Origin of the sequence: Pseudomonas shahriarae (assembly GCF_014268455.2) — a bacterium.
In the GTDB taxonomy this organism is placed as follows: domain Bacteria; phylum Pseudomonadota; class Gammaproteobacteria; order Pseudomonadales; family Pseudomonadaceae; genus Aquipseudomonas; species Aquipseudomonas shahriarae.
In genome coordinates, this window is sequence record NZ_CP077085.1 from 527,129 (window position 1) to 543,717 (window position 16,589).

The following is a 16,589-nucleotide window of genomic DNA, read 5'->3' on the forward strand; positions in this document are numbered from 1 at the left end:
AATATCGAATAAGGTTTGCCAGATGCTGATTATTCCCGCTATCGATCTCAAGGACGGCGCTTGTGTACGTCTGCGCCAGGGCCGCATGGAAGATTCCACGGTGTTTTCCGATGACCCGGTGAGCATGGCTGCCAAGTGGGTGGAGGGTGGCTGCCGTCGCCTGCATCTGGTGGACTTGAACGGCGCCTTTGAAGGCCAACCGGTCAATGGCGAAGTAGTGACGGCCATCGCCAAGCGCTACCCGAACCTGCCGATCCAGATCGGTGGCGGTATCCGCTCCCTGGAAACCATCGAGCACTACGTCAAGGCAGGCGTGAGCTACGTGATCATCGGCACCAAGGCGGTGAAAGACCCGGCCTTCGTCGCCGAAGCCTGCCGCGCGTTTCCGGGCAAGGTCATCGTGGGCCTGGACGCCAAGGATGGTTTCGTCGCTACAGACGGCTGGGCGCAAATCAGCACCGTGCAGGTGATCGACCTGGCCAAGCAGTTCGAGGCCGACGGCGTGTCCGCTATCGTTTATACCGACATCGCCAAAGACGGCATGATGCAGGGCTGCAACGTACCGTTTACCGCTGCGCTGGCGGCCGCCACCAAGATCCCGGTGATTGCTTCCGGCGGTATCCACAACCTGGGCGATATCAAGTCGCTGCTGGACGCCCAGGCGCCGGGGATCATCGGCGCCATCACCGGCCGGGCGATCTACGAAGGCACCCTGGACGTCGCCGAAGCCCAGGCTTACTGCGATGCCTACAAAGGCTGAGGACTGACCATGGCGCTGGCCAAACGCATCATCCCTTGCCTGGACGTCGACAACGGTCGGGTGGTCAAGGGCGTCAAGTTTGAGAACATCCGTGACGCCGGCGACCCGGTGGAAATCGCCCGTCGCTACGATGAGCAGGGTGCCGACGAGATTACCTTTCTCGACATCACCGCCAGCGTCGACGGCCGCGATACCACGCTGCATACCGTCGAGCGCATGGCCAGCCAGGTGTTTATCCCGCTGACCGTGGGCGGTGGCGTACGCACCGTGCAGGATATTCGTAACCTGCTTAACGCGGGTGCGGACAAGGTCTCGATCAACACGGCCGCGGTGTTCAACCCGGAGTTTGTCGGCGAAGCCGCACAGCACTTCGGTTCGCAATGCATCGTCGTCGCCATCGACGCCAAGAAAGTCTCCGGCCCGGGTGAAACCCCGCGCTGGGAGATCTTCACCCACGGCGGGCGCAAGCCGACCGGCCTGGATGCGGTGGAGTGGGCGATGAAGATGGAAGGCCTCGGCGCCGGTGAAATCCTGCTGACCAGCATGGATCAGGACGGCATGAAAAACGGCTTTGACCTGGGCGTGACCCGCGCCATCAGTGACGCACTGGGCATTCCAGTGATTGCGTCCGGTGGTGTGGGCAACCTGCAACACCTGGCCGACGGCGTTATCGAAGGCCACGCCAGCGCGGTGCTGGCGGCGAGTATTTTCCACTTTGGCGAATACACCGTGCCTGAGGCAAAGGCCTACATGGCAGCACGCGGAATCGTCGTCCGCTAAACGTCACTGGACACCATGGCAGGCTCGCGGCACTCTGGGGCCTGCCATGGATTCCGGTACCCCTACATGCTCAAAGACCTGCTGCTTGCCCTCGCCAGTTCTTCCATTCTGTTGGCGGGCTCGGCCAATGCCGCTGAGCCGTCTGGCACTTCTCTGGTGCTGCTGACGGAAAACTTTCCGCCCTACAACATGGCGAAAAACGGCAAGAACTTCGCCAAGGACGAGAACATTGAAGGCATCGCGGTGGACATTGTCCGCGAGACTTTCAAGCAGGCTGGCATTTCCTACAACCTCACGCTGCGCTTCCCTTGGGAGCGGATCTATAAACTCGCCCTGGAAAAGCCAGGCTACGGCGTGTTTGTCATGGCGCGCCTGCCGGACCGCGAAGCGCTGTTCAAGTGGGTCGGCCCCATCGGCCCGGATGACTGGGTGCTGCTGGCCAAGGCTGACAGCAAGATCCAGCTGACCGACCTTGAGCACGCCCGTAGCTACAAGATCGGTGCCTACAAAGGCGATGCCATTGCCCAGACCCTGGAAAAGCGCGGGCTCAAGCCGATCATCGTGCTGCGCGACCAGGACAATGCGCAAAAGCTGATGGAGGGGCAGATTGACCTCTGGGCCACCGGCGACCCGGCCGGGCGCTATCTGGCGCGTCAGGTGGGGGTTTCCGGGCTCAAGACGGTGCTGCGCTTCAATAGCGCCCAGTTGTACCTGGCGCTGAACAAGGAGGTGCCGGATGAGGTGGTGGCCAAGCTGCAGGCGGCGCTGGACCAGCTACGCAAGGAGGGTGTGGTGGATCAGATCATGGCGCGCTATCTGTAGGTTTCAGCGGTAAACCCCATCCTTGCCGTGCCCAGCCATCGCCCGATTGCTGCGCACACTGATCATCAGCTTGATATCAATCCACTCGATACCCTGGGCCTTGAGCTTGGGCAGCTCGCGTTCCAGCACCGCCAGGGTCTGTGGATAAGGATGGCCGATCATCACCGCCGAGCCCTGTTTGTGGGCCAGCTTGATAGCCGTCTGCAACTGCGTGGCGATGGCCGCTTCGGTCCGTTCGTCATCCAGAAATACATCCCGTGAGACGTGGGCCAGGTTGATTTTCTGAGCCTCGGCGGCCGCCACGGTCTTGGCGCTGGTCCGGCTGTCGACGAAAAACTTGTGCCGACGCTGCAACTCGCCCATCAACCACGCCATGGCACCAGGCTCGGCGGTCATGCGGCTGCCCATGTGGTTGTTGATGCCGGCGGTGTAGGGCACGGCCTTGAGCGCCGCATCCAGGCGCTTGCCCAGTTCTTCGATGGGCAGCTCGGGGTGCCAGGCGAAGGGGCCGGTGGCCGGGTCCATGGGCATGTGCAGAATCACGATCTTGCCGGCGCGGTGGGCCTCGCGGGCGACTTCAGCGGCGTGGGGCGTGTCGGGCATGATTGCCGCCGTCACCGGGCCGGGCAGGGCCAGCACACGACGATCCCTGGGCAGGTTTTGCCCAAGGTCGTCGATGATAAGCGTGAGGTAGGCTTTGTGGGGCTTGTCGGCCGGCGTCGCTTGGGCGACTCCGGCCAGGCTGCACAACATTGCAAGGATTAGCGCAAAACGCATATCAACGGCTGCGCGTAATGCTCAAGCCCTTGAGCAGGCTCAACGCCTGGGCCAGTTGGTAATCGTCGTCCTGTGGCATCGGCTTGGCTTTCGGGCCGCTGCCGGTTGGCTGGTCGGCGCCGCCGTTGCCATTGCCCAGGTGACCTTGCAGGTCGGCTTCCTTGAAGTACTCGTTGTCGCTTTCGTTGGTGATCTTGGCCCGACGCACCTCGATATCCGGCACGATGCCCTGGGCCTGGATCGAGCGACCATTAGGCGTGTAGTACAGCGCTGTGGTGATCTTCAGCGCCCGCTCGTTGTTCAGCGGCAGCACGGTTTGCACCGAGCCCTTGCCGAAGCTGGTGGTGCCCATCAGTACCCCGCGTTTCTGGTCTTGCAGGGCGCCGGCGACGATTTCCGAGGCCGAGGCGCTGCCGCCGTTGATCAGCACCGCCAGCGGTACGTTTTCGCTGAGGTCCTTGCCGGTGGCCGAGAAGCGCAGCTCGGAGTTGGCAATGCGGCCCTTGGTGTACACGATCAAGCCTTTGGTGATGAAGTGGTCGACCACTTCCACCGCCGATTGCAGCACGCCGCCGGGGTTGTTGCGCAGGTCCAGGACAATGCCGTTGAGCTTCTTGCCGTTGTCCTTGCGCAGCTTGGCCAGGGCCTTGGCCACTTCGTCGCCGGTCTTGACCTGGAACTGGGTGATGCGGATATAGCCGTAGCCCGACTCCAGCAACTGGCTCTTCACGCTCTTGACCACGATGGTGGCGCGGGTCAGGGTCACGTCAAACGGGCTGCCGCCGTCGCGCACCAGGGTCAGGGTGATTTTCTGGCCGACCTTGCCGCGCATCTTGTCGACGGCTTCGGTCATGGTCTGGCCACGGGTCGGCTGGCCGTTGATCTTGACGATCAGGTCGCCGGCCTGGATGCCGGCCTTGGACGCCGGGGTGTCGTCGATTGGCGACACCACCTTGATGATGCCGTCCTCGGCGCCGACTTCGATGCCCAGGCCGCCGAATTCGCCGCTGGTGCTTTCCTGCAGCTCGGCGAAATCTTCCGGGCCCAGGTAGGCAGAGTGCGGGTCGAGGTTGCTGAGCATGCCTTTGATGGCGTTTTCCAGCAGGGTCTTGTCGTCCACGGGTTCGACATAGGCGGCCTTGATCCGGTCCATGACCTCGGCAAAGGTGCGCAATTCGTCCAGCGGCAGCGGTGCCTTGGTGGTCGCGGCCATGGCAGACGGTGCGGTCTGGTCGGCGAATGCCATAGGCGCGCCGATCACCAGGGCGATCGTCAGGGCCAGCGAAGTGAGGCGGGACAAATGCAGCATGTCGAACGAACTCCTAATGTAGGTGCGGCCTATCCTTGGGCGCGACACCATTGTGCAGGGTCGCTCGGGCGGCCCTGCTGACGAATAGCAAAGTACAGCGCCGGGGTGTCCTGGCCACCACTGTTACCGACAGTGGAGATGGATTCACCGGCTTTTACAACATCACCTGCGGCCTTGAGTAACGTCTGATTGTGGCCGTACAGGCTCAAATAGCCATTGCCGTGGTCAAGAATCACCAGCAACCCGGCGCCGCGCAGCCAATCGGCGAACACCACGCGCCCGCCGTGGACGGCGTGCACCTGGCTGCCCGCAGAGGCGCTGATCATCACGCCGTCCCACTTGGTACGGGTGTCATCGCCACGGGTTTCACCAAAGCGTGCCAGTAGTCGACCATCAACTGGCCATGGAAGTTTGCCTCGGGCAGTAGCAAAAGGCCCGCCAAACGATTCGCCGGCACTGGAAACCAGCGGGCCGGGTGCTGCACGCGCCGGTTTACGCGGGGCGTCGCTGGCGAGCGCCTCGGCTTCACGCTGGCGCTTTTTTTCTGCTTCCTGCTGGGCCATCAGCGCTTTCTGCCGCGCTTCTTCCGCCTCGCGGGCCTGGCGTGCCAGGGTTTCCTCGATGGTTTTGAGTACTTTGGCCAGGTCGGCCTGGTCCTGCTGACGCGCCTGCAACTTGGCATCACGGGCTTTTACGTCGCTGTTGAGCTTGGCCAGGGCCTGCTGGCGCTCCTTGCGCACTTTGTCCAGCTCGTCGCGCTGGGTGTCCAGGCTGCTCTTCTGGGCCAGCAGTTGGCTTTGCTGGTCAGCGATTTCCTGCTCGACGTTGGCCAACTGGCGCAGGGTCTCGTTGAAACTCTTGAGTTGCTCCAGGCGCGCGGTGCTCAGGTAATCGTAGTAGGTCAGGGTGCGGGCGAATTTTTCCGGGTTCTGCTGGTTGAGCAGCAGCTTGAGGTATTCCTGGCGGCCGTTCTGGTAGGCGGCACGGGCCTGGATCGCGATCAGGCGTTGCTGTTCAACGCGCGCGCTCTGGAGTTTTTTTTTCTCACCGTCGAGTCGCTCCAGTTCCGACTCGCTCTTCTTTAATTCTTTTTGCAGCTCCTGGACCTGCTTCTCCAGCTTGCCCATTTCGGTTTCCGTGCCGCGCAGGTCTTTCTGCACCCCGGATTTTTCTTCCTGGAGCTTGCCGAGCAGCTTTTTCAGCTCGGTAATGTCCTGACGCGTAGCGTCCAACTGTTGTTGGGTTTGCGCACGTTCGTCGGCCAAGGCCGGTTGGAGCACGCAGACAAGAGCAAGGGTAATCAAGGCGCGAAGCATAGAGGCGGGCGACACCAGGGAAAGGGACGGCCTAGTATGCCCGCCCCACGCTGCAAAAAAAACGCCCAATTCAGGCTGGCGGGCAAGTTAGGTGCCGAGTGGCGGGGGTGTGGCTAAAAGCCACCTTCAAAAACGCCACTTACCCATGTGGGAGCGGGCTTGCCCGCGATTGCGCTGTGTCGGCCATAGCAATGTCGACCGATCCGTCGCTATCGCGGGCAAGCCCGCTCCCACATTGTTTGGTGGTGGGTTTTAAAATCAGACCAGAATCGAGGTGCCGGTCATCTCGGCAGGTTTCTCCAGGCCCATCAGCATGAGCATGGTCGGTGCCACGTCCGCCAGCACGCCGCCTTCGCGCACCTTGAAGTCGCGTTTGCCGACATAAATGAATGGCACTGGCTCGGTGGTGTGGGCTGTGTGGGCCTGGCCGGTGGATTCGTCGGACATCTGCTCGCAGTTGCCGTGGTCAGCGGTGATCAGCGCTTCGCCGCCGACCTTCTCCAGGGCCTCGACGATCCGGCCTACGCACAGGTCCAGGCATTCCACAGCCTTGATTGCCGCTTGCAGGTTGCCGCTGTGGCCGACCATGTCGCCGTTGGCGTAGTTGACCACGATCACGTCATAACGCTGGTGTTCGATGGCGTCGACAATTTTATCGGTAACTTGCGGCGCGCTCATTTCCGGCTGCAGGTCGTAGGTGGCGACTTTCGGCGACGGGATCAGGATGCGCTCTTCGCCGGGGAACGGTTCTTCGCGGCCACCGGAGAAAAAGAACGTGACGTGGGCGTATTTCTCGGTCTCAGCGATGCGCAGCTGGGTCTTGTCGTTCTTCGCCAGGTAATCACCCAGCACGTTTTCCAGACTGCCCGGGGCGAAGGCCGACGGGGCCGGGATGTTGGCGGCGTATTGGGTGAGCATCACGAATTCGACCTGCGGGCGGCGCGCGCGCTCGAAGTCTTTGAAACCCTCATCGACGAACACATGGCTCAACTCGCGGGCACGGTCGGCGCGGAAGTTCATGAACACCACGGCGTCGCCATCTTCGACCTTCACCGGCTCGCCGATGGTGGTGGCCTTGACGAACTCATCGCTCTCGCCACGGGCGTAGGCGGCTTCCAGGCCTTGCTGGGCGGTGGCAGCGTTGAATTCGGCGTTGCCGTCGACGATCAGGTTGTAGGCCTGGGACACGCGGTCCCAGCGGTTGTCGCGGTCCATGGCGAAGTAGCGGCCGACCAGGCTGGCGATACGGCCCTTGCCGAGGGCGGCGAAGGTCGCGTCCAGCAGTTCGATGGACGATTGCGCGCTTTTGGGCGGGGTATCGCGGCCATCGAGGAAGGCGTGCAGGTAGATCTTCTCGGCACCGCGCTTAAAGGCCAGTTCGGCCATGGCCACCAGATGATCCTGGTGGCTGTGTACGCCACCGTCGGACAGCAGGCCCATGAAGTGCACGGCCTTGCCGGCGGCAACGGCTTTATCCACCGCGGCGCAGATGGTCGGGTTCTCGAAGAACTCGCCATCGCGGATGGCTTTGGTCACACGGGTGAAGTCCTGATATACCACTCGTCCGGCGCCCAGGTTCATATGGCCGACTTCGGAGTTGCCCATCTGGCCGTCCGGCAGGCCGACGTCCATGCCCGATCCGGAGATCAGGCCATTGGGTACGCTGGCGCACAGGCGGTCCAGTACCGGCTTGTTCGCCGCGAATACGGCGTTGTCGTGGGGGTTTTCACTGTGACCGAAGCCATCGAGAATCATCAGGACCAAAGGTTTAGGCGTGGTAGTCATAGATCCTCTCGCGGCGTTATTAAAGGAAGGCGATTGAAAAGGGAGTGGCAGTTTAAAGCGAAGTTCCGATGCCGTCACCGCTTTACGGGGGTTGGCCCCCCATGGCGGCTGTGTATACTTACCGCCATTTTAACGCCCTGGAACCTCCTTGATGGTTGATCACCTGATTGCATTTGCTACCTCTCACTATCTGCTGGTCGGTGCCTTCGTCGTACTGCTGGCGCTGCTGATTGCTCATGAAGTGAGCCGTGGCGGCCGTAGCCTCAGCACCGCCGAGCTGACCGCGCTGGTCAACAAGGACCAGGCCGTTGTCGTCGACATCCGCCCGGCCAAGGACTTTGCCGCCGGTCATATCGTCGGCGCGCTGAATATTCCCCAGGACAAGCTGATCGCCCGCATCGCCGAGCTGGAAAAGCACAAGGCCAAGACCATTATCCTGGTCGACGCCCAAGGCCAGCACTCCGGTGGCCATGCCCGCGAAATGATGAAAAGCGGCTTCACCGCCGCCAAGCTGTCGGGTGGTATCTCCAGCTGGCGCGCCGATAACCTGCCGTTGGTGAAGTGATATGAGCCAGGTTGTCGTTTATTCCAGCGATTATTGCCCCTATTGCATGCGAGCCAAGCAGTTGCTCCAGAGCAAAAAGGTTGCCTTCGAAGAGATCAAGGTCGATGGCAAGCCTGCGGTGCGTGCCGAGATGGCCCAGAAGGCGGGGCGCACCTCTGTGCCGCAAATCTGGATCGGTACCCAGCATATCGGTGGATGCGACGACCTGTTCGCCCTGGAGCGCGCCGGTAAACTCGACGCGCTGCTTCACGTCTGACTCCAAAAACCTAAAAGACCCCAAGATCAAGAAGGATCTGCGAGATGACTGACCAACCGAACATCGAAGCGGCAGCAGAAGAGGCTCAAGGCCCACAATTTTCCCTGCAGCGTATCTACGTGCGTGACCTGTCGTTCGAAGCGCCGAAAAGCCCGGCGATCTTCCGTCAGGAATGGACCCCAAGCGTCGGCCTGGACCTGAACACTCGTCAGAAGCAGCTCGAAGGCGACTTCCACGAAGTGGTACTGACCCTGTCGGTCACCGTGAAGAACGGTGAAGAAGTGGCATTCATCGCTGAAGTCCAGCAGGCCGGTATCTTCCTGATCCAGGGCCTGGACGATGCGTCCATGAGCCACACCCTGGGCGCGTTCTGCCCGAACATCCTGTTCCCGTATGCCCGCGAGACCCTGGACAGCCTGGTCACCCGTGGCTCGTTCCCGGCCCTGATGCTGGCCCCGGTGAACTTCGATGCCCTGTATGCGCAAGAGCTGCAGCGCATGCAACAGGAAGGCGCACCGACGGTTCAGTAAGCTGAACCCGACGCTGCTCTAAATGTGGGAGCGGGCGTGTGTGGGAGCTGGCTTGCCAGCGATAGCATCACCTCTGTGTCACTGACACACCGAGGTGCCTGCATCGCGGGCAAGCCCGGCTCCCACACACGCCCGCTCCCACATTTGGTTTTGGGGGTTATTTGAACCCGAGCTGGCGCCAGCCTTCGTAGACGGCGACGGCCACGGTGTTGGACAGGTTCAGGCTGCGGCAGCCTTCGCGCATCGGCAGGCGCAGGCGCTGGCCGTCGGGCAGGGCGTCGAGTACGTCTGCCGGCAGGCCACGGCTCTCTGGACCGAACAGGAAGGCGTCCCCTTCGGCAAAGCTGGCATCATGAAACGGCCGCGAGCCCTTGGTGGTGAACGCAAACAGGCGCGGCTGGCCCAGGCTCTCCAGGCAACTGGCGAGGTCGGCGTGGCGCTGCAGGGTGGCGTACTCGTGATAGTCCAGGCCCGCGCGGCGCAGGCGCTTGTCGTCCATCTCGAAGCCTAGCGGCTCGATCAAATGCAGGTGGCAGCCACTGTTGGCGCACAGCCTGATAACGTTGCCGGTATTCGGCGGAATTTCTGGTTGGAAAAGGATGACGTGAAACATGCACGGCTCCGAAGATAAAGATGCAGCGCATTCTACCCCTGAAGACGACCCCAGGCCGAAGCTATTGCCTCGCGTCCTGGGCTCGCTGGCGATTGTCGGCCTGATGGTGGGTTTGATGATCGGTCGCCTGACCACCCCGGACCCGACTGCCTTGCTGCAGCTCGAGCCCGCCGCAGATGGCCTGGTGGTGTGGTTCAACAGCGAGCCGAAGCTGCATGGCGAGCATATCGACGGCACCGTAGCGCTGCTGTTCGACGCCCAGGGCCATGCCCAGGCGGGGCAATTGAAGGTCAATGACAAGGATGTGAACTGGCGCGTGCGCAAGACCGATGCTGGCCTGCTGCTGAACCTGGTGGCGGCGCGGCCGCTGCGGGGGGAATGGTCGGGCAAGGCGGTCGATGACCGCTGGCGACTGGAGATCCATCTCCTGGAGCAATAAAAGAGGGAGTTCCCGGCCTGCCTGTACCAGGGCTCCCAAAACGGTTTGACGCTCGAATTAAAGAGGGGATTCTCGGCCTGCCTGTACCAAGGTCCCCGAAACTGGGTAGTACCAGGGTTATTGCAGGGGGCGTGCCAGAGTGGCGAGATTGTCTGAGAGTTTTCTTTTATAAAGCGCAAAGCCCCGGATTACGGGGCTTTGGTGTTTTCAGGGCTCAGGATTTATTTGAAAGTGGCCTGGGTTTTGTGCGCGATAGCGGTTCATGGTGCGTTGAAGCGGTGCACACCACACAAATGTGGGAGCAGGCTTGCCTGCGATGCGGGCACTTCGGCCTTTCAGAGATACCGAGGTGATGCAATCGCAGGCAAGCCAGCTCCCACATAAGCCCTCATCCACATTAGGTCATTCATGTGCTGGAGGGCTGTACTCAGGCCTCTTCGCCCTCATCATCATCCCCGCCATCGACCTTCATCCCCAATTCCTTGATCTTGCGGGTCAAGGTGTTGCGGCCCCAGCCCAGCAGCACTGCGGCATCACGACGCCGGCCTGCGGTGTGCTTGAGGGCGGTTTCGATCATGATCCGCTCAAAGGTCGGTACGGCGCTGTCCAGCAGGCTTGACTGGCCACGGGCCAGGGCCTGGTCGGCCCATTGGCGCAGGGCCTGTTCCCAGTTGGTCACCGGCGCTGAATCCTGGGGCAGGCTCAACAGCTCTGGTGGCAGGTCGCTGATATGCACTTCGCGCCCGGACGCCATCACCGTGATCCAGCGGCAAGTGTTCTCCAGTTGGCGCACGTTGCCCGGCCATGGCAGGTTCTTCAGGTATTCCTCGGTCTCCGTCTTCAGCAGCTTGGGCTCCACCGCCAGCTCCTGGGCGGCGCGGCTGAGGAAGTGACGGGCCAGGGTCGGGATATCTTCGCGACGGTCCGACATGCGTGGGATATGGATGCGGATCACGTTCAGGCGGTGGAACAAGTCCTCGCGAAACTTGCCGGCGTGCACCAGGGTTTCCAGGTTCTGGTGGGTCGCGGCGATGATGCGCACGTCGACCTTGACCGGCGTATGGCCGCCGACACGATAGAACTCACCGTCGGCCAGTACCCGCAGCAGCCGGGTCTGGGTGTCGGCCGGCATGTCGCCGATTTCATCGAGGAACAGCGTGCCGCCGTCCGCCTGTTCAAAACGCCCGCGACGCAGGTTGGCCGCGCCGGTAAACGCGCCTTTTTCGTGGCCGAACAGCTCGGACTCCATCAAGTCCTTGGGGATTGCTGCCATGTTCAGCGCGATAAACGGCGAGGCCGCCCGCGGGCTGTGACGGTGCAGGGCATGGGCCACCAGCTCTTTACCGGTCCCGGACTCACCGTTGATCAACACGGTGATGTTGGAGTGGCTCAGGCGCCCGATGGCGCGAAACACTTCCTGCATCGCCGGTGCTTCACCGATGATCTCGGGGGTGCGGGTCAGGGTCGGTACCACGGCCTGGCCTTGCTGTTCCTGGGCGTGCTGGTTGGCGCGCTTGACCAGCGCCACCGCCTCATCGACGTCGAATGGCTTGGGCAGGTACTCGAAGGCGCCGCCCTGATAGGACGCGACAGCGCTGTCCAGATCCGAGTGCGCGGTCATGATGATCACCGGCAAGCGCGGGTGCTGCTCGCGAATCCGCGCCAGCAAGTCCAGGCCACTGGCGCCGGGCATGCGGATATCGGAGATGATCACGTCGGGCTGCTGGCGCGCCAGGCGGCTCATCACCCCATCAGCGCTGTCGAAGCTCTGGGTGGTCATGCCTTCCTGTTGCAAGGCTTTCTCCAGGACCCAGCGGATGGAACGGTCGTCATCGACGATCCAGACAGTTTCACTACGGCTCATGTCGATGGGGCTCCTTGTTCCAGTGGCAGAAAGATCGAAAAGGTCGTGTGGCCGGGATGGCTTTCACATTCGATCAGGCCCTGGTGCTGGCTGATGATGTTCTGGGTAATGGCCAGGCCCAGCCCGGTACCGTCCGGGCGGCCGCTGACCATTGGGAAGAAAATGGTTTCCTGCAGTTCGGCCGGGATACCCGGGCCGTTGTCGATGATCTCGACCTTGGTTACCAGGCGATGGCGCACATGGCCGATGGTGAACTGGCGCAAGGCGCGGGTGCGCAGGCTGATGCGCCCCAGGCGCAACTCGTTCTGGCTGCTGATGGCTTGCATGGCGTTGCGCACGATATTGAGCACCGCCTGGATCATCTGCTCGCGGTCGATCAGGACATCGGGAATGCTCGGGTCATAGTCGCGCACCAGGGTGATGCAGCCCTGGCTTTCGGCCTCCACCAACTGGCAGACGCGCTCCAGTACCTCATGGATATTGGTCATCGCCAGCGACGGCAGCTTGTTGGAGCCGAGCATGCGGTCCACCAGGTTACGCAGGCGGTCGGCTTCTTCGATGATGACGTTGGTGTAGTCCTTGAGGTTCTCATCCGGCAGCTCGCGGGCCAGCAACTGTGCGGCGCCGCGAATCCCGCCCAACGGGTTCTTGATCTCATGGGCCAGGCCGCGCACCAGCATCTTGCTGGTTTCCTGCTTGGACAGCTGGGCTTCTTCCTTGGTGATGCGCAGCAGGCGATCCCGGGGATGCACTTCCAGCAGCAGCAAGGTGGCGCCGTGGCTCAGGATCGGCGTTACCGCGTAGTCGACGGTCAGGGTCTGGCCGGTGAGGGCCGTGAGCATCGCTTCACGCTTGGTAAACGGGTGGGCCTGCTCCACGGCCTGGCGCAAGGAACTCAAGGCCTCGGCGGACTCGGTGAACAGCTCGCTGATAAATTGCCCATGGCTGCGCTGACCGCTGATGGCCAGGAGCATCTCCGCCGCGGGGTTCATGTACTCAAGGCGCAGTTCGTCATTGAGCAGAATGGTCGCGGTGGTCAGGTTGTCGAGTAGCAAGCGGTGCAGTGCGTCGCTGATGGTCATTAGGACCTCTTTTGGAGCAAGGCGTGGGCTTGAGGCACACGCTGATACCAGGAAAATGCAAAAACCAAACCAAGGCTCCGAAAAGAAGCGTAAAAGCCCTGAAATGGGGGCTTTAGGCGCGAAACTATGGCGTTCGGCCAGCTCTCTCGGGAGATTTCGACCCAAAATGGGTTGATGGGTGGGCAAGGGTGCAACCTATCGCACCAATATAGTGCGAATTCCCACATTCTGTTCAGCGATCAAATATTTCCTGAAAAACCCCAGTCAAACTGTAGGAGCTGGCTTGCCTGCGATAGCGGTGGTTCAGTCAGTCGTGATGTGACAGATACACCGCTATCGCAGGCAAGCCAGCTCCTACAGTTCTGATGGGGTTTGCAAAGGTGGATAGTCATTGTTTCAGGCAAAAAAAAGACCTCCCGAAGGAGGTCTTTTTTGTCACGCCACGTTAAGCAGCGCTACCGGATCAGCAGCTGTAGTACAGCTCGTATTCCAGTGGGTGTACGAAGGTGCGGACCTTGATTTCTTCTTCGCTTTTCAGGGCGATGTAGGCGTCGATAAAGTCGTCGCTGAACACGCCGCCTTTGGTCAGGAACGCACGGCCCTTATCCAGCTCTTCCAGGGCTTCTTTCAGGCTGCCGCACACTTGTGGGATCTCTTTGGCCTCTTCAGGCGGCAGGTCGTACAAGTTCTTGTCGGCGGCGTCGCCTGGGTGGATCTTGTTCTGGATGCCGTCCAGGCCAGCCATCAGCAGTGCAGCAAAGCCCAGGTACGGGTTGGCTGCTGGATCCGGGAAGCGTGCTTCGATACGGCGAGCGCGAGGGCTGGACACGTAAGGAATACGGATCGACGCGGAACGGTTGCGAGCCGAGTAGGCCAGCATTACCGGTGCTTCGAAACCTGGGACCAGACGCTTGTAGGAGTTGGTCGACGGGTTGGTGAAGCCGTTCAGGGCCTTACCGTGCTTGATGATACCGCCGATGAAGTACAGGGCAGTGTCGGACAGGCCGGCATAACCTTCGCCAGCGAAGGTGTTCTTGCCATCTTTGGCGATGGACAGGTGAACGTGCATACCCGAACCGTTATCGCCGTACAGTGGCTTAGGCATGAAGGTAGCGGTACGGCCATAGGCAACGGCAGTGTTGTGTACGCAGTACTTCAGGGTCTGGACTTCGTCAGCCTTGGCCACCAGGGTGTTGAACTTCACACCGATTTCGTTCTGGCCGGCAGTGGCCACTTCGTGGTGGTGCACTTCGATGACCAGGCCCATGTCTTCCATGGCGTTGCACATGGAGGTACGGATTTCGTGGTCGTGGTCGAACGGCGGAACCGGGAAGTAACCACCTTTGATACCTGGACGGTGGCCATGGTTGCCGCCTTCCACGTCCTGGTCGGACATCCACGAACCTTGTTCGGAGTAGATCTTGAACATCGAGCCGGAGATGTCGGACTTGAACTTTACTTGGTCGAAGATGAAGAATTCTGGTTCCGGGCCCACGAATACGGTGTCACCGATACCGGTGGACTTCAGGTATTCCTCGGCACGCTTGGCGATCGCACGTGGGTCGCGGTCGTAGCCTTGCATGGTCGAAGGCTCGATCACGTCGCAGACGATGATCAGGGTCGGCTCTTCGGTGAACGGATCGAGTACGGCGGTGGAGTCGTCCGGCATCAGGATCATGTCGGAGGCTTCGATGCCTTTCCAGCCAGCAATGGAGGAGCCGTCGAACATTTTGCCTTCTTCGAAGAAGGCGTCATCCAGCGCATCGCGAGCCGGCATGGTCACGTGGTGCTGAGTGCCTTTGGTGTCCGTGAAGCGCAGATCAATCCATTTAACGTCATGATCTTTGATGAGTTGAACCGACTTCGACATAGTGTCCTCCGGGTGGCTTCGGGCTTGGGTAGTGGAGTAGCCCTTAGAATGTGGGTGATGCCGGCGCGGATAGTCCGCCATGGCAACCTGCCTCACAAGAGAGCAAATTGCATGCCAGTGCCCCGACATGGGTTTTTTGCCTCAAAATCGCCCCTATAAAGGTGCAAATCGAAAAAACGGCAAAAATTGCGCACTGCAATGTAGCGCAACTGCCTGTAAATGCACCTGTTTGGTGCATGGTGTGCCGTTTGTATATTAACTGGTCAAACCTTGAGCGATTTCCGCTATAATCCGCGCCCCCCTTTTTCGGCTGGCCCTGCGCGCGCTGTTTCCATGAAATTAATCGTTAAAGTCTTCCCCGAAATCACCATCAAGAGCCGACCGGTACGGATGCGTTTCATCCGTCAATTGGCCAAGAATATCCGCGCCGTGCTCCGTGACCTGGACCCGGCTGTGGTGGTGAACGGTGTGTGGGACAATCTCGAGCTGGAAACCCGCATTACTGACGCCAAAGCCTTGAAAGACATGACCGAGCGCCTGAGCTGCATGCCGGGCATCGCGCACTTCCTGCAGGTCGACGAGTACCCGCTGGGCGATTTCGACGACATCACTGAAAAATGCAAACTGCACTTCGGCAACAGCCTTGAAGGCAAGATTTTTTCAGTGCGTTGCAAGCGTGCCGGCAAGCACCCGTTCAGCTCCATGGATGTCGAGAAATACGTCGGCAGCAAGCTGCGTCGCGAGTGCGGCGCCGCTGGAATTTCGCTTAAAGAGCCGCAAATCGAAGTGCGCATCGAAATTCGCGACCAACGGTTGTTTGTGATCCACAACCAGCACAACAGCATCGGCGGCTATCCGCTGGGCGCGCTGGAGCAGACCCTGGTACTGATGTCCGGCGGTTTCGACTCCACCGTGGCGGCCTACCAGATCATGCGCCGCGGCCTGATGAGCCACTTCTGCTTCTTTAACCTGGGCGGGCGTGCACATGAATTGGGCGTGATGGAAGTCGCGCACTATATCTGGAAGAAGTACGGCAGCTCCCAGCGCGTGCTGTTTGTCAGCGTACCGTTCGAGGAAGTCCTGGGAGAAATTCTCGGAAAAGTCGATAACGGTCATATGGGCGTCGTATTGAAGCGTATGATGTTGCGCGCAGCGTCGAAAATCGCCGACCGCCTGCAAATCGAAGCGCTGGTTACCGGCGAGGCGATTTCCCAGGTCTCCAGCCAGACCCTGCCGAACCTGTCCGTGATCGACTGTGTGACCGACAAGCTGGTTTTGCGCCCGCTGATCGCCAGCCACAAGCAAGACATCATCGACCTGGCCAACGAAATCGGCACCGCTGATTTCGCCAAGCACATGCCAGAGTACTGCGGGGTCATCTCGGTGAACCCCAAGACCCATGCCAAGCGCTACCGCGTGGAGCATGAAGAGAAAGAATTCGACATGGCGATTCTGGAGCGAGCGCTCGAGAACGCCAAACTGGTGCCGATTGATCGGGTAATCGATGAATTGGGCCAGGATGTGCAGATCGAAGAAGTCAGCGAAGCCCTGGCCGGCCAGATCGTCATCGACATCCGTCACCCGGATGCCGCTGAAGATGAGCCACTGGAAATCGCTGGCATCGACGTGCAAACGCTGCCGTTCTATGCACTGAACGCGCGTTTCAAGGAACTGGATAACAGCCGTCAGTACCTGCTGTATTGCGACAAAGGCGTGATGAGTCGCCTGCATGCCCACCATTTGCTCAGTGAGGGATATGCCAATGTGCGCGTTTATCGACCGAGCTAAGAGCCCGGGGCTGTTTGCCTGTGGCCTGCGTCA

Annotated in this window: 16 protein-coding genes; 8 read left to right on the forward strand and 8 right to left on the reverse strand. The window is 60.7% G+C overall.

Features of this window, described 5'->3' with window-relative positions:
- The first annotated feature begins 22 nt into the window (after positions 1 to 22).
- The 3 genes from hisA (at position 23) to HU773_RS02375 (ending at position 2,362) form a co-directional block, all read left to right on the forward strand.
- A complete protein-coding gene (gene hisA, locus HU773_RS02365) occupies positions 23 to 760 on the forward strand; it encodes a 1-(5-phosphoribosyl)-5-[(5-phosphoribosylamino)methylideneamino]imidazole-4-carboxamide isomerase (protein ID WP_186625110.1) in 738 nt (245 codons plus the stop codon).
- A gap of 9 nt (positions 761 to 769) precedes the next feature.
- Positions 770 to 1,540 carry an imidazole glycerol phosphate synthase subunit HisF gene (hisF, locus tag HU773_RS02370; RefSeq protein WP_003171107.1) on the forward strand — a complete coding sequence of 257 codons (771 nt, stop codon included), beginning with the start codon at positions 770 to 772 and terminating at the stop codon, positions 1,538 to 1,540.
- A gap of 66 nt (positions 1,541 to 1,606) precedes the next feature.
- Positions 1,607 to 2,362 carry a substrate-binding periplasmic protein gene (locus HU773_RS02375; protein WP_057444609.1) on the forward strand — a complete coding sequence of 252 codons (756 nt, stop codon included), beginning with the start codon at positions 1,607 to 1,609 and terminating at the stop codon, positions 2,360 to 2,362.
- A 3-nt stretch (positions 2,363 to 2,365) separates the two neighbouring features.
- Here HU773_RS02375 and HU773_RS02380 read toward each other — a convergent pair whose 3' ends face one another.
- The 4 genes from HU773_RS02380 to gpmI all read right to left on the reverse strand — a co-directional run bounded on the left by HU773_RS02380 (position 2,366) and on the right by gpmI (position 7,549).
- On the reverse strand, positions 2,366 to 3,139 hold the full coding sequence (locus HU773_RS02380) for a divergent polysaccharide deacetylase family protein (RefSeq protein ID WP_170059447.1): 774 nt from the start codon (positions 3,137 to 3,139) through the stop codon (positions 2,366 to 2,368).
- Between the two features lies 1 nt (position 3,140).
- The gene (locus HU773_RS02385; protein WP_057958036.1) at positions 3,141 to 4,448 is read right to left on the reverse strand and encodes a S41 family peptidase; all 1,308 of its coding nucleotides are present in this window, start codon (positions 4,446 to 4,448) and stop codon (positions 3,141 to 3,143) included.
- A 29-nt stretch (positions 4,449 to 4,477) separates the two neighbouring features.
- Complete coding sequence (locus tag HU773_RS02390; protein ID WP_186625112.1) at positions 4,478 to 5,764, reverse strand: murein hydrolase activator EnvC family protein; 1,287 nt, start codon at positions 5,762 to 5,764, stop codon at positions 4,478 to 4,480.
- 258 nt (positions 5,765 to 6,022) lie between these two features.
- On the reverse strand, positions 6,023 to 7,549 hold the full coding sequence (gene gpmI, locus HU773_RS02395; RefSeq protein WP_169989250.1) for a 2,3-bisphosphoglycerate-independent phosphoglycerate mutase: 1,527 nt from the start codon (positions 7,547 to 7,549) through the stop codon (positions 6,023 to 6,025).
- 151 nt (positions 7,550 to 7,700) lie between these two features.
- Here gpmI and HU773_RS02400 point away from each other — a divergent pair, with 151 nt between their 5' ends.
- Genes HU773_RS02400 through secB form a run of 3 tightly spaced genes read left to right on the forward strand, consistent with a single transcriptional unit; the run spans position 7,701 to position 8,900 of the window.
- A complete protein-coding gene (locus tag HU773_RS02400) occupies positions 7,701 to 8,114 on the forward strand; it encodes a rhodanese-like domain-containing protein (RefSeq protein WP_029295907.1) in 414 nt (137 codons plus the stop codon).
- Between the two features lies 1 nt (position 8,115).
- A complete protein-coding gene (gene grxC / locus HU773_RS02405) occupies positions 8,116 to 8,370 on the forward strand; it encodes a glutaredoxin 3 (protein WP_115127178.1) in 255 nt (84 codons plus the stop codon).
- Between the two features lie 44 nt (positions 8,371 to 8,414).
- Complete coding sequence (gene secB / locus HU773_RS02410) at positions 8,415 to 8,900, forward strand: protein-export chaperone SecB (protein ID WP_057437139.1); 486 nt, start codon at positions 8,415 to 8,417, stop codon at positions 8,898 to 8,900.
- 157 nt (positions 8,901 to 9,057) lie between these two features.
- On the opposite strand, the gene HU773_RS02415 is transcribed toward secB, so the two are convergent.
- A complete protein-coding gene (locus HU773_RS02415; protein WP_057437141.1) occupies positions 9,058 to 9,513 on the reverse strand; it encodes a tRNA (cytidine(34)-2'-O)-methyltransferase in 456 nt (151 codons plus the stop codon).
- Here HU773_RS02415 and HU773_RS02420 point away from each other — a divergent pair.
- Positions 9,512 to 9,952 (forward strand): hypothetical protein, encoded by a 441-nt coding sequence (locus HU773_RS02420; protein WP_186625113.1) that lies wholly within the window; start codon positions 9,512 to 9,514, stop codon positions 9,950 to 9,952. The two genes, HU773_RS02415 and HU773_RS02420, sit on opposite strands and share 2 nt — an antisense overlap.
- 427 nt (positions 9,953 to 10,379) lie before the next feature.
- Here the strand turns inward: HU773_RS02420 and ntrC are convergent, their stop codons facing one another.
- From ntrC to glnA, 3 genes are all read right to left on the reverse strand, one after another.
- Positions 10,380 to 11,816, reverse strand: a complete 1,437-nt coding sequence (gene ntrC, locus HU773_RS02425; protein WP_057444610.1) for a nitrogen regulation protein NR(I) — start codon at positions 11,814 to 11,816, stop codon at positions 10,380 to 10,382.
- Positions 11,813 to 12,898, reverse strand: coding sequence for a nitrogen regulation protein NR(II) (gene glnL, locus HU773_RS02430; RefSeq protein ID WP_057437145.1), 1,086 nt, complete (start codon positions 12,896 to 12,898; stop codon positions 11,813 to 11,815). Before glnL ends, ntrC begins: the two co-directional genes overlap by 4 nt.
- A 463-nt stretch (positions 12,899 to 13,361) precedes the next feature.
- Positions 13,362 to 14,768, reverse strand: coding sequence for a glutamate--ammonia ligase (gene glnA / locus HU773_RS02435; RefSeq protein ID WP_057958042.1), 1,407 nt, complete (start codon positions 14,766 to 14,768; stop codon positions 13,362 to 13,364).
- Between the two features lie 333 nt (positions 14,769 to 15,101).
- Between glnA and thiI the strand changes: the two genes are divergently transcribed.
- Positions 15,102 to 16,556 carry a tRNA uracil 4-sulfurtransferase ThiI gene (gene thiI / locus HU773_RS02440; RefSeq protein ID WP_186625114.1) on the forward strand — a complete coding sequence of 485 codons (1,455 nt, stop codon included), beginning with the start codon at positions 15,102 to 15,104 and terminating at the stop codon, positions 16,554 to 16,556.
- The last annotated feature ends 33 nt before the right edge of the window (positions 16,557 to 16,589 follow it).

Bases quoted from the DNA above. Each gene is read 5' to 3' on its own strand.
- hisA (WP_186625110.1), top strand. From the start codon at position 23: ATGCTGATTATTCCCGCTATCGATCTCAAGGACGGCGCTTGTGTACGT.
- hisF (WP_003171107.1), top strand. From the start codon at position 770: ATGGCGCTGGCCAAACGCATCATCCCTTGCCTGGACGTCGACAACGGT.
- HU773_RS02375 (WP_057444609.1), top strand. From the start codon at position 1,607: ATGCTCAAAGACCTGCTGCTTGCCCTCGCCAGTTCTTCCATTCTGTTG.
- HU773_RS02380 (WP_170059447.1), bottom strand. From the start codon at position 3,139: ATGCGTTTTGCGCTAATCCTTGCAATGTTGTGCAGCCTGGCCGGAGTC.
- HU773_RS02385 (WP_057958036.1), bottom strand. From the start codon at position 4,448: ATGCTGCATTTGTCCCGCCTCACTTCGCTGGCCCTGACGATCGCCCTG.
- HU773_RS02390 (WP_186625112.1), bottom strand. From the start codon at position 5,764: ATGCTTCGCGCCTTGATTACCCTTGCTCTTGTCTGCGTGCTCCAACCG.
- gpmI (WP_169989250.1), bottom strand. From the start codon at position 7,549: ATGACTACCACGCCTAAACCTTTGGTCCTGATGATTCTCGATGGCTTC.
- HU773_RS02400 (WP_029295907.1), top strand. From the start codon at position 7,701: ATGGTTGATCACCTGATTGCATTTGCTACCTCTCACTATCTGCTGGTC.
- grxC (WP_115127178.1), top strand. From the start codon at position 8,116: ATGAGCCAGGTTGTCGTTTATTCCAGCGATTATTGCCCCTATTGCATG.
- secB (WP_057437139.1), top strand. From the start codon at position 8,415: ATGACTGACCAACCGAACATCGAAGCGGCAGCAGAAGAGGCTCAAGGC.
- HU773_RS02420 (WP_186625113.1), top strand. From the start codon at position 9,512: ATGCACGGCTCCGAAGATAAAGATGCAGCGCATTCTACCCCTGAAGAC.
- HU773_RS02415 (WP_057437141.1), bottom strand. From the start codon at position 9,513: ATGTTTCACGTCATCCTTTTCCAACCAGAAATTCCGCCGAATACCGGC.
- ntrC (WP_057444610.1), bottom strand. From the start codon at position 11,816: ATGAGCCGTAGTGAAACTGTCTGGATCGTCGATGACGACCGTTCCATC.
- glnL (WP_057437145.1), bottom strand. From the start codon at position 12,898: ATGACCATCAGCGACGCACTGCACCGCTTGCTACTCGACAACCTGACC.
- glnA (WP_057958042.1), bottom strand. From the start codon at position 14,768: ATGTCGAAGTCGGTTCAACTCATCAAAGATCATGACGTTAAATGGATT.
- thiI (WP_186625114.1), top strand. From the start codon at position 15,102: ATGAAATTAATCGTTAAAGTCTTCCCCGAAATCACCATCAAGAGCCGA.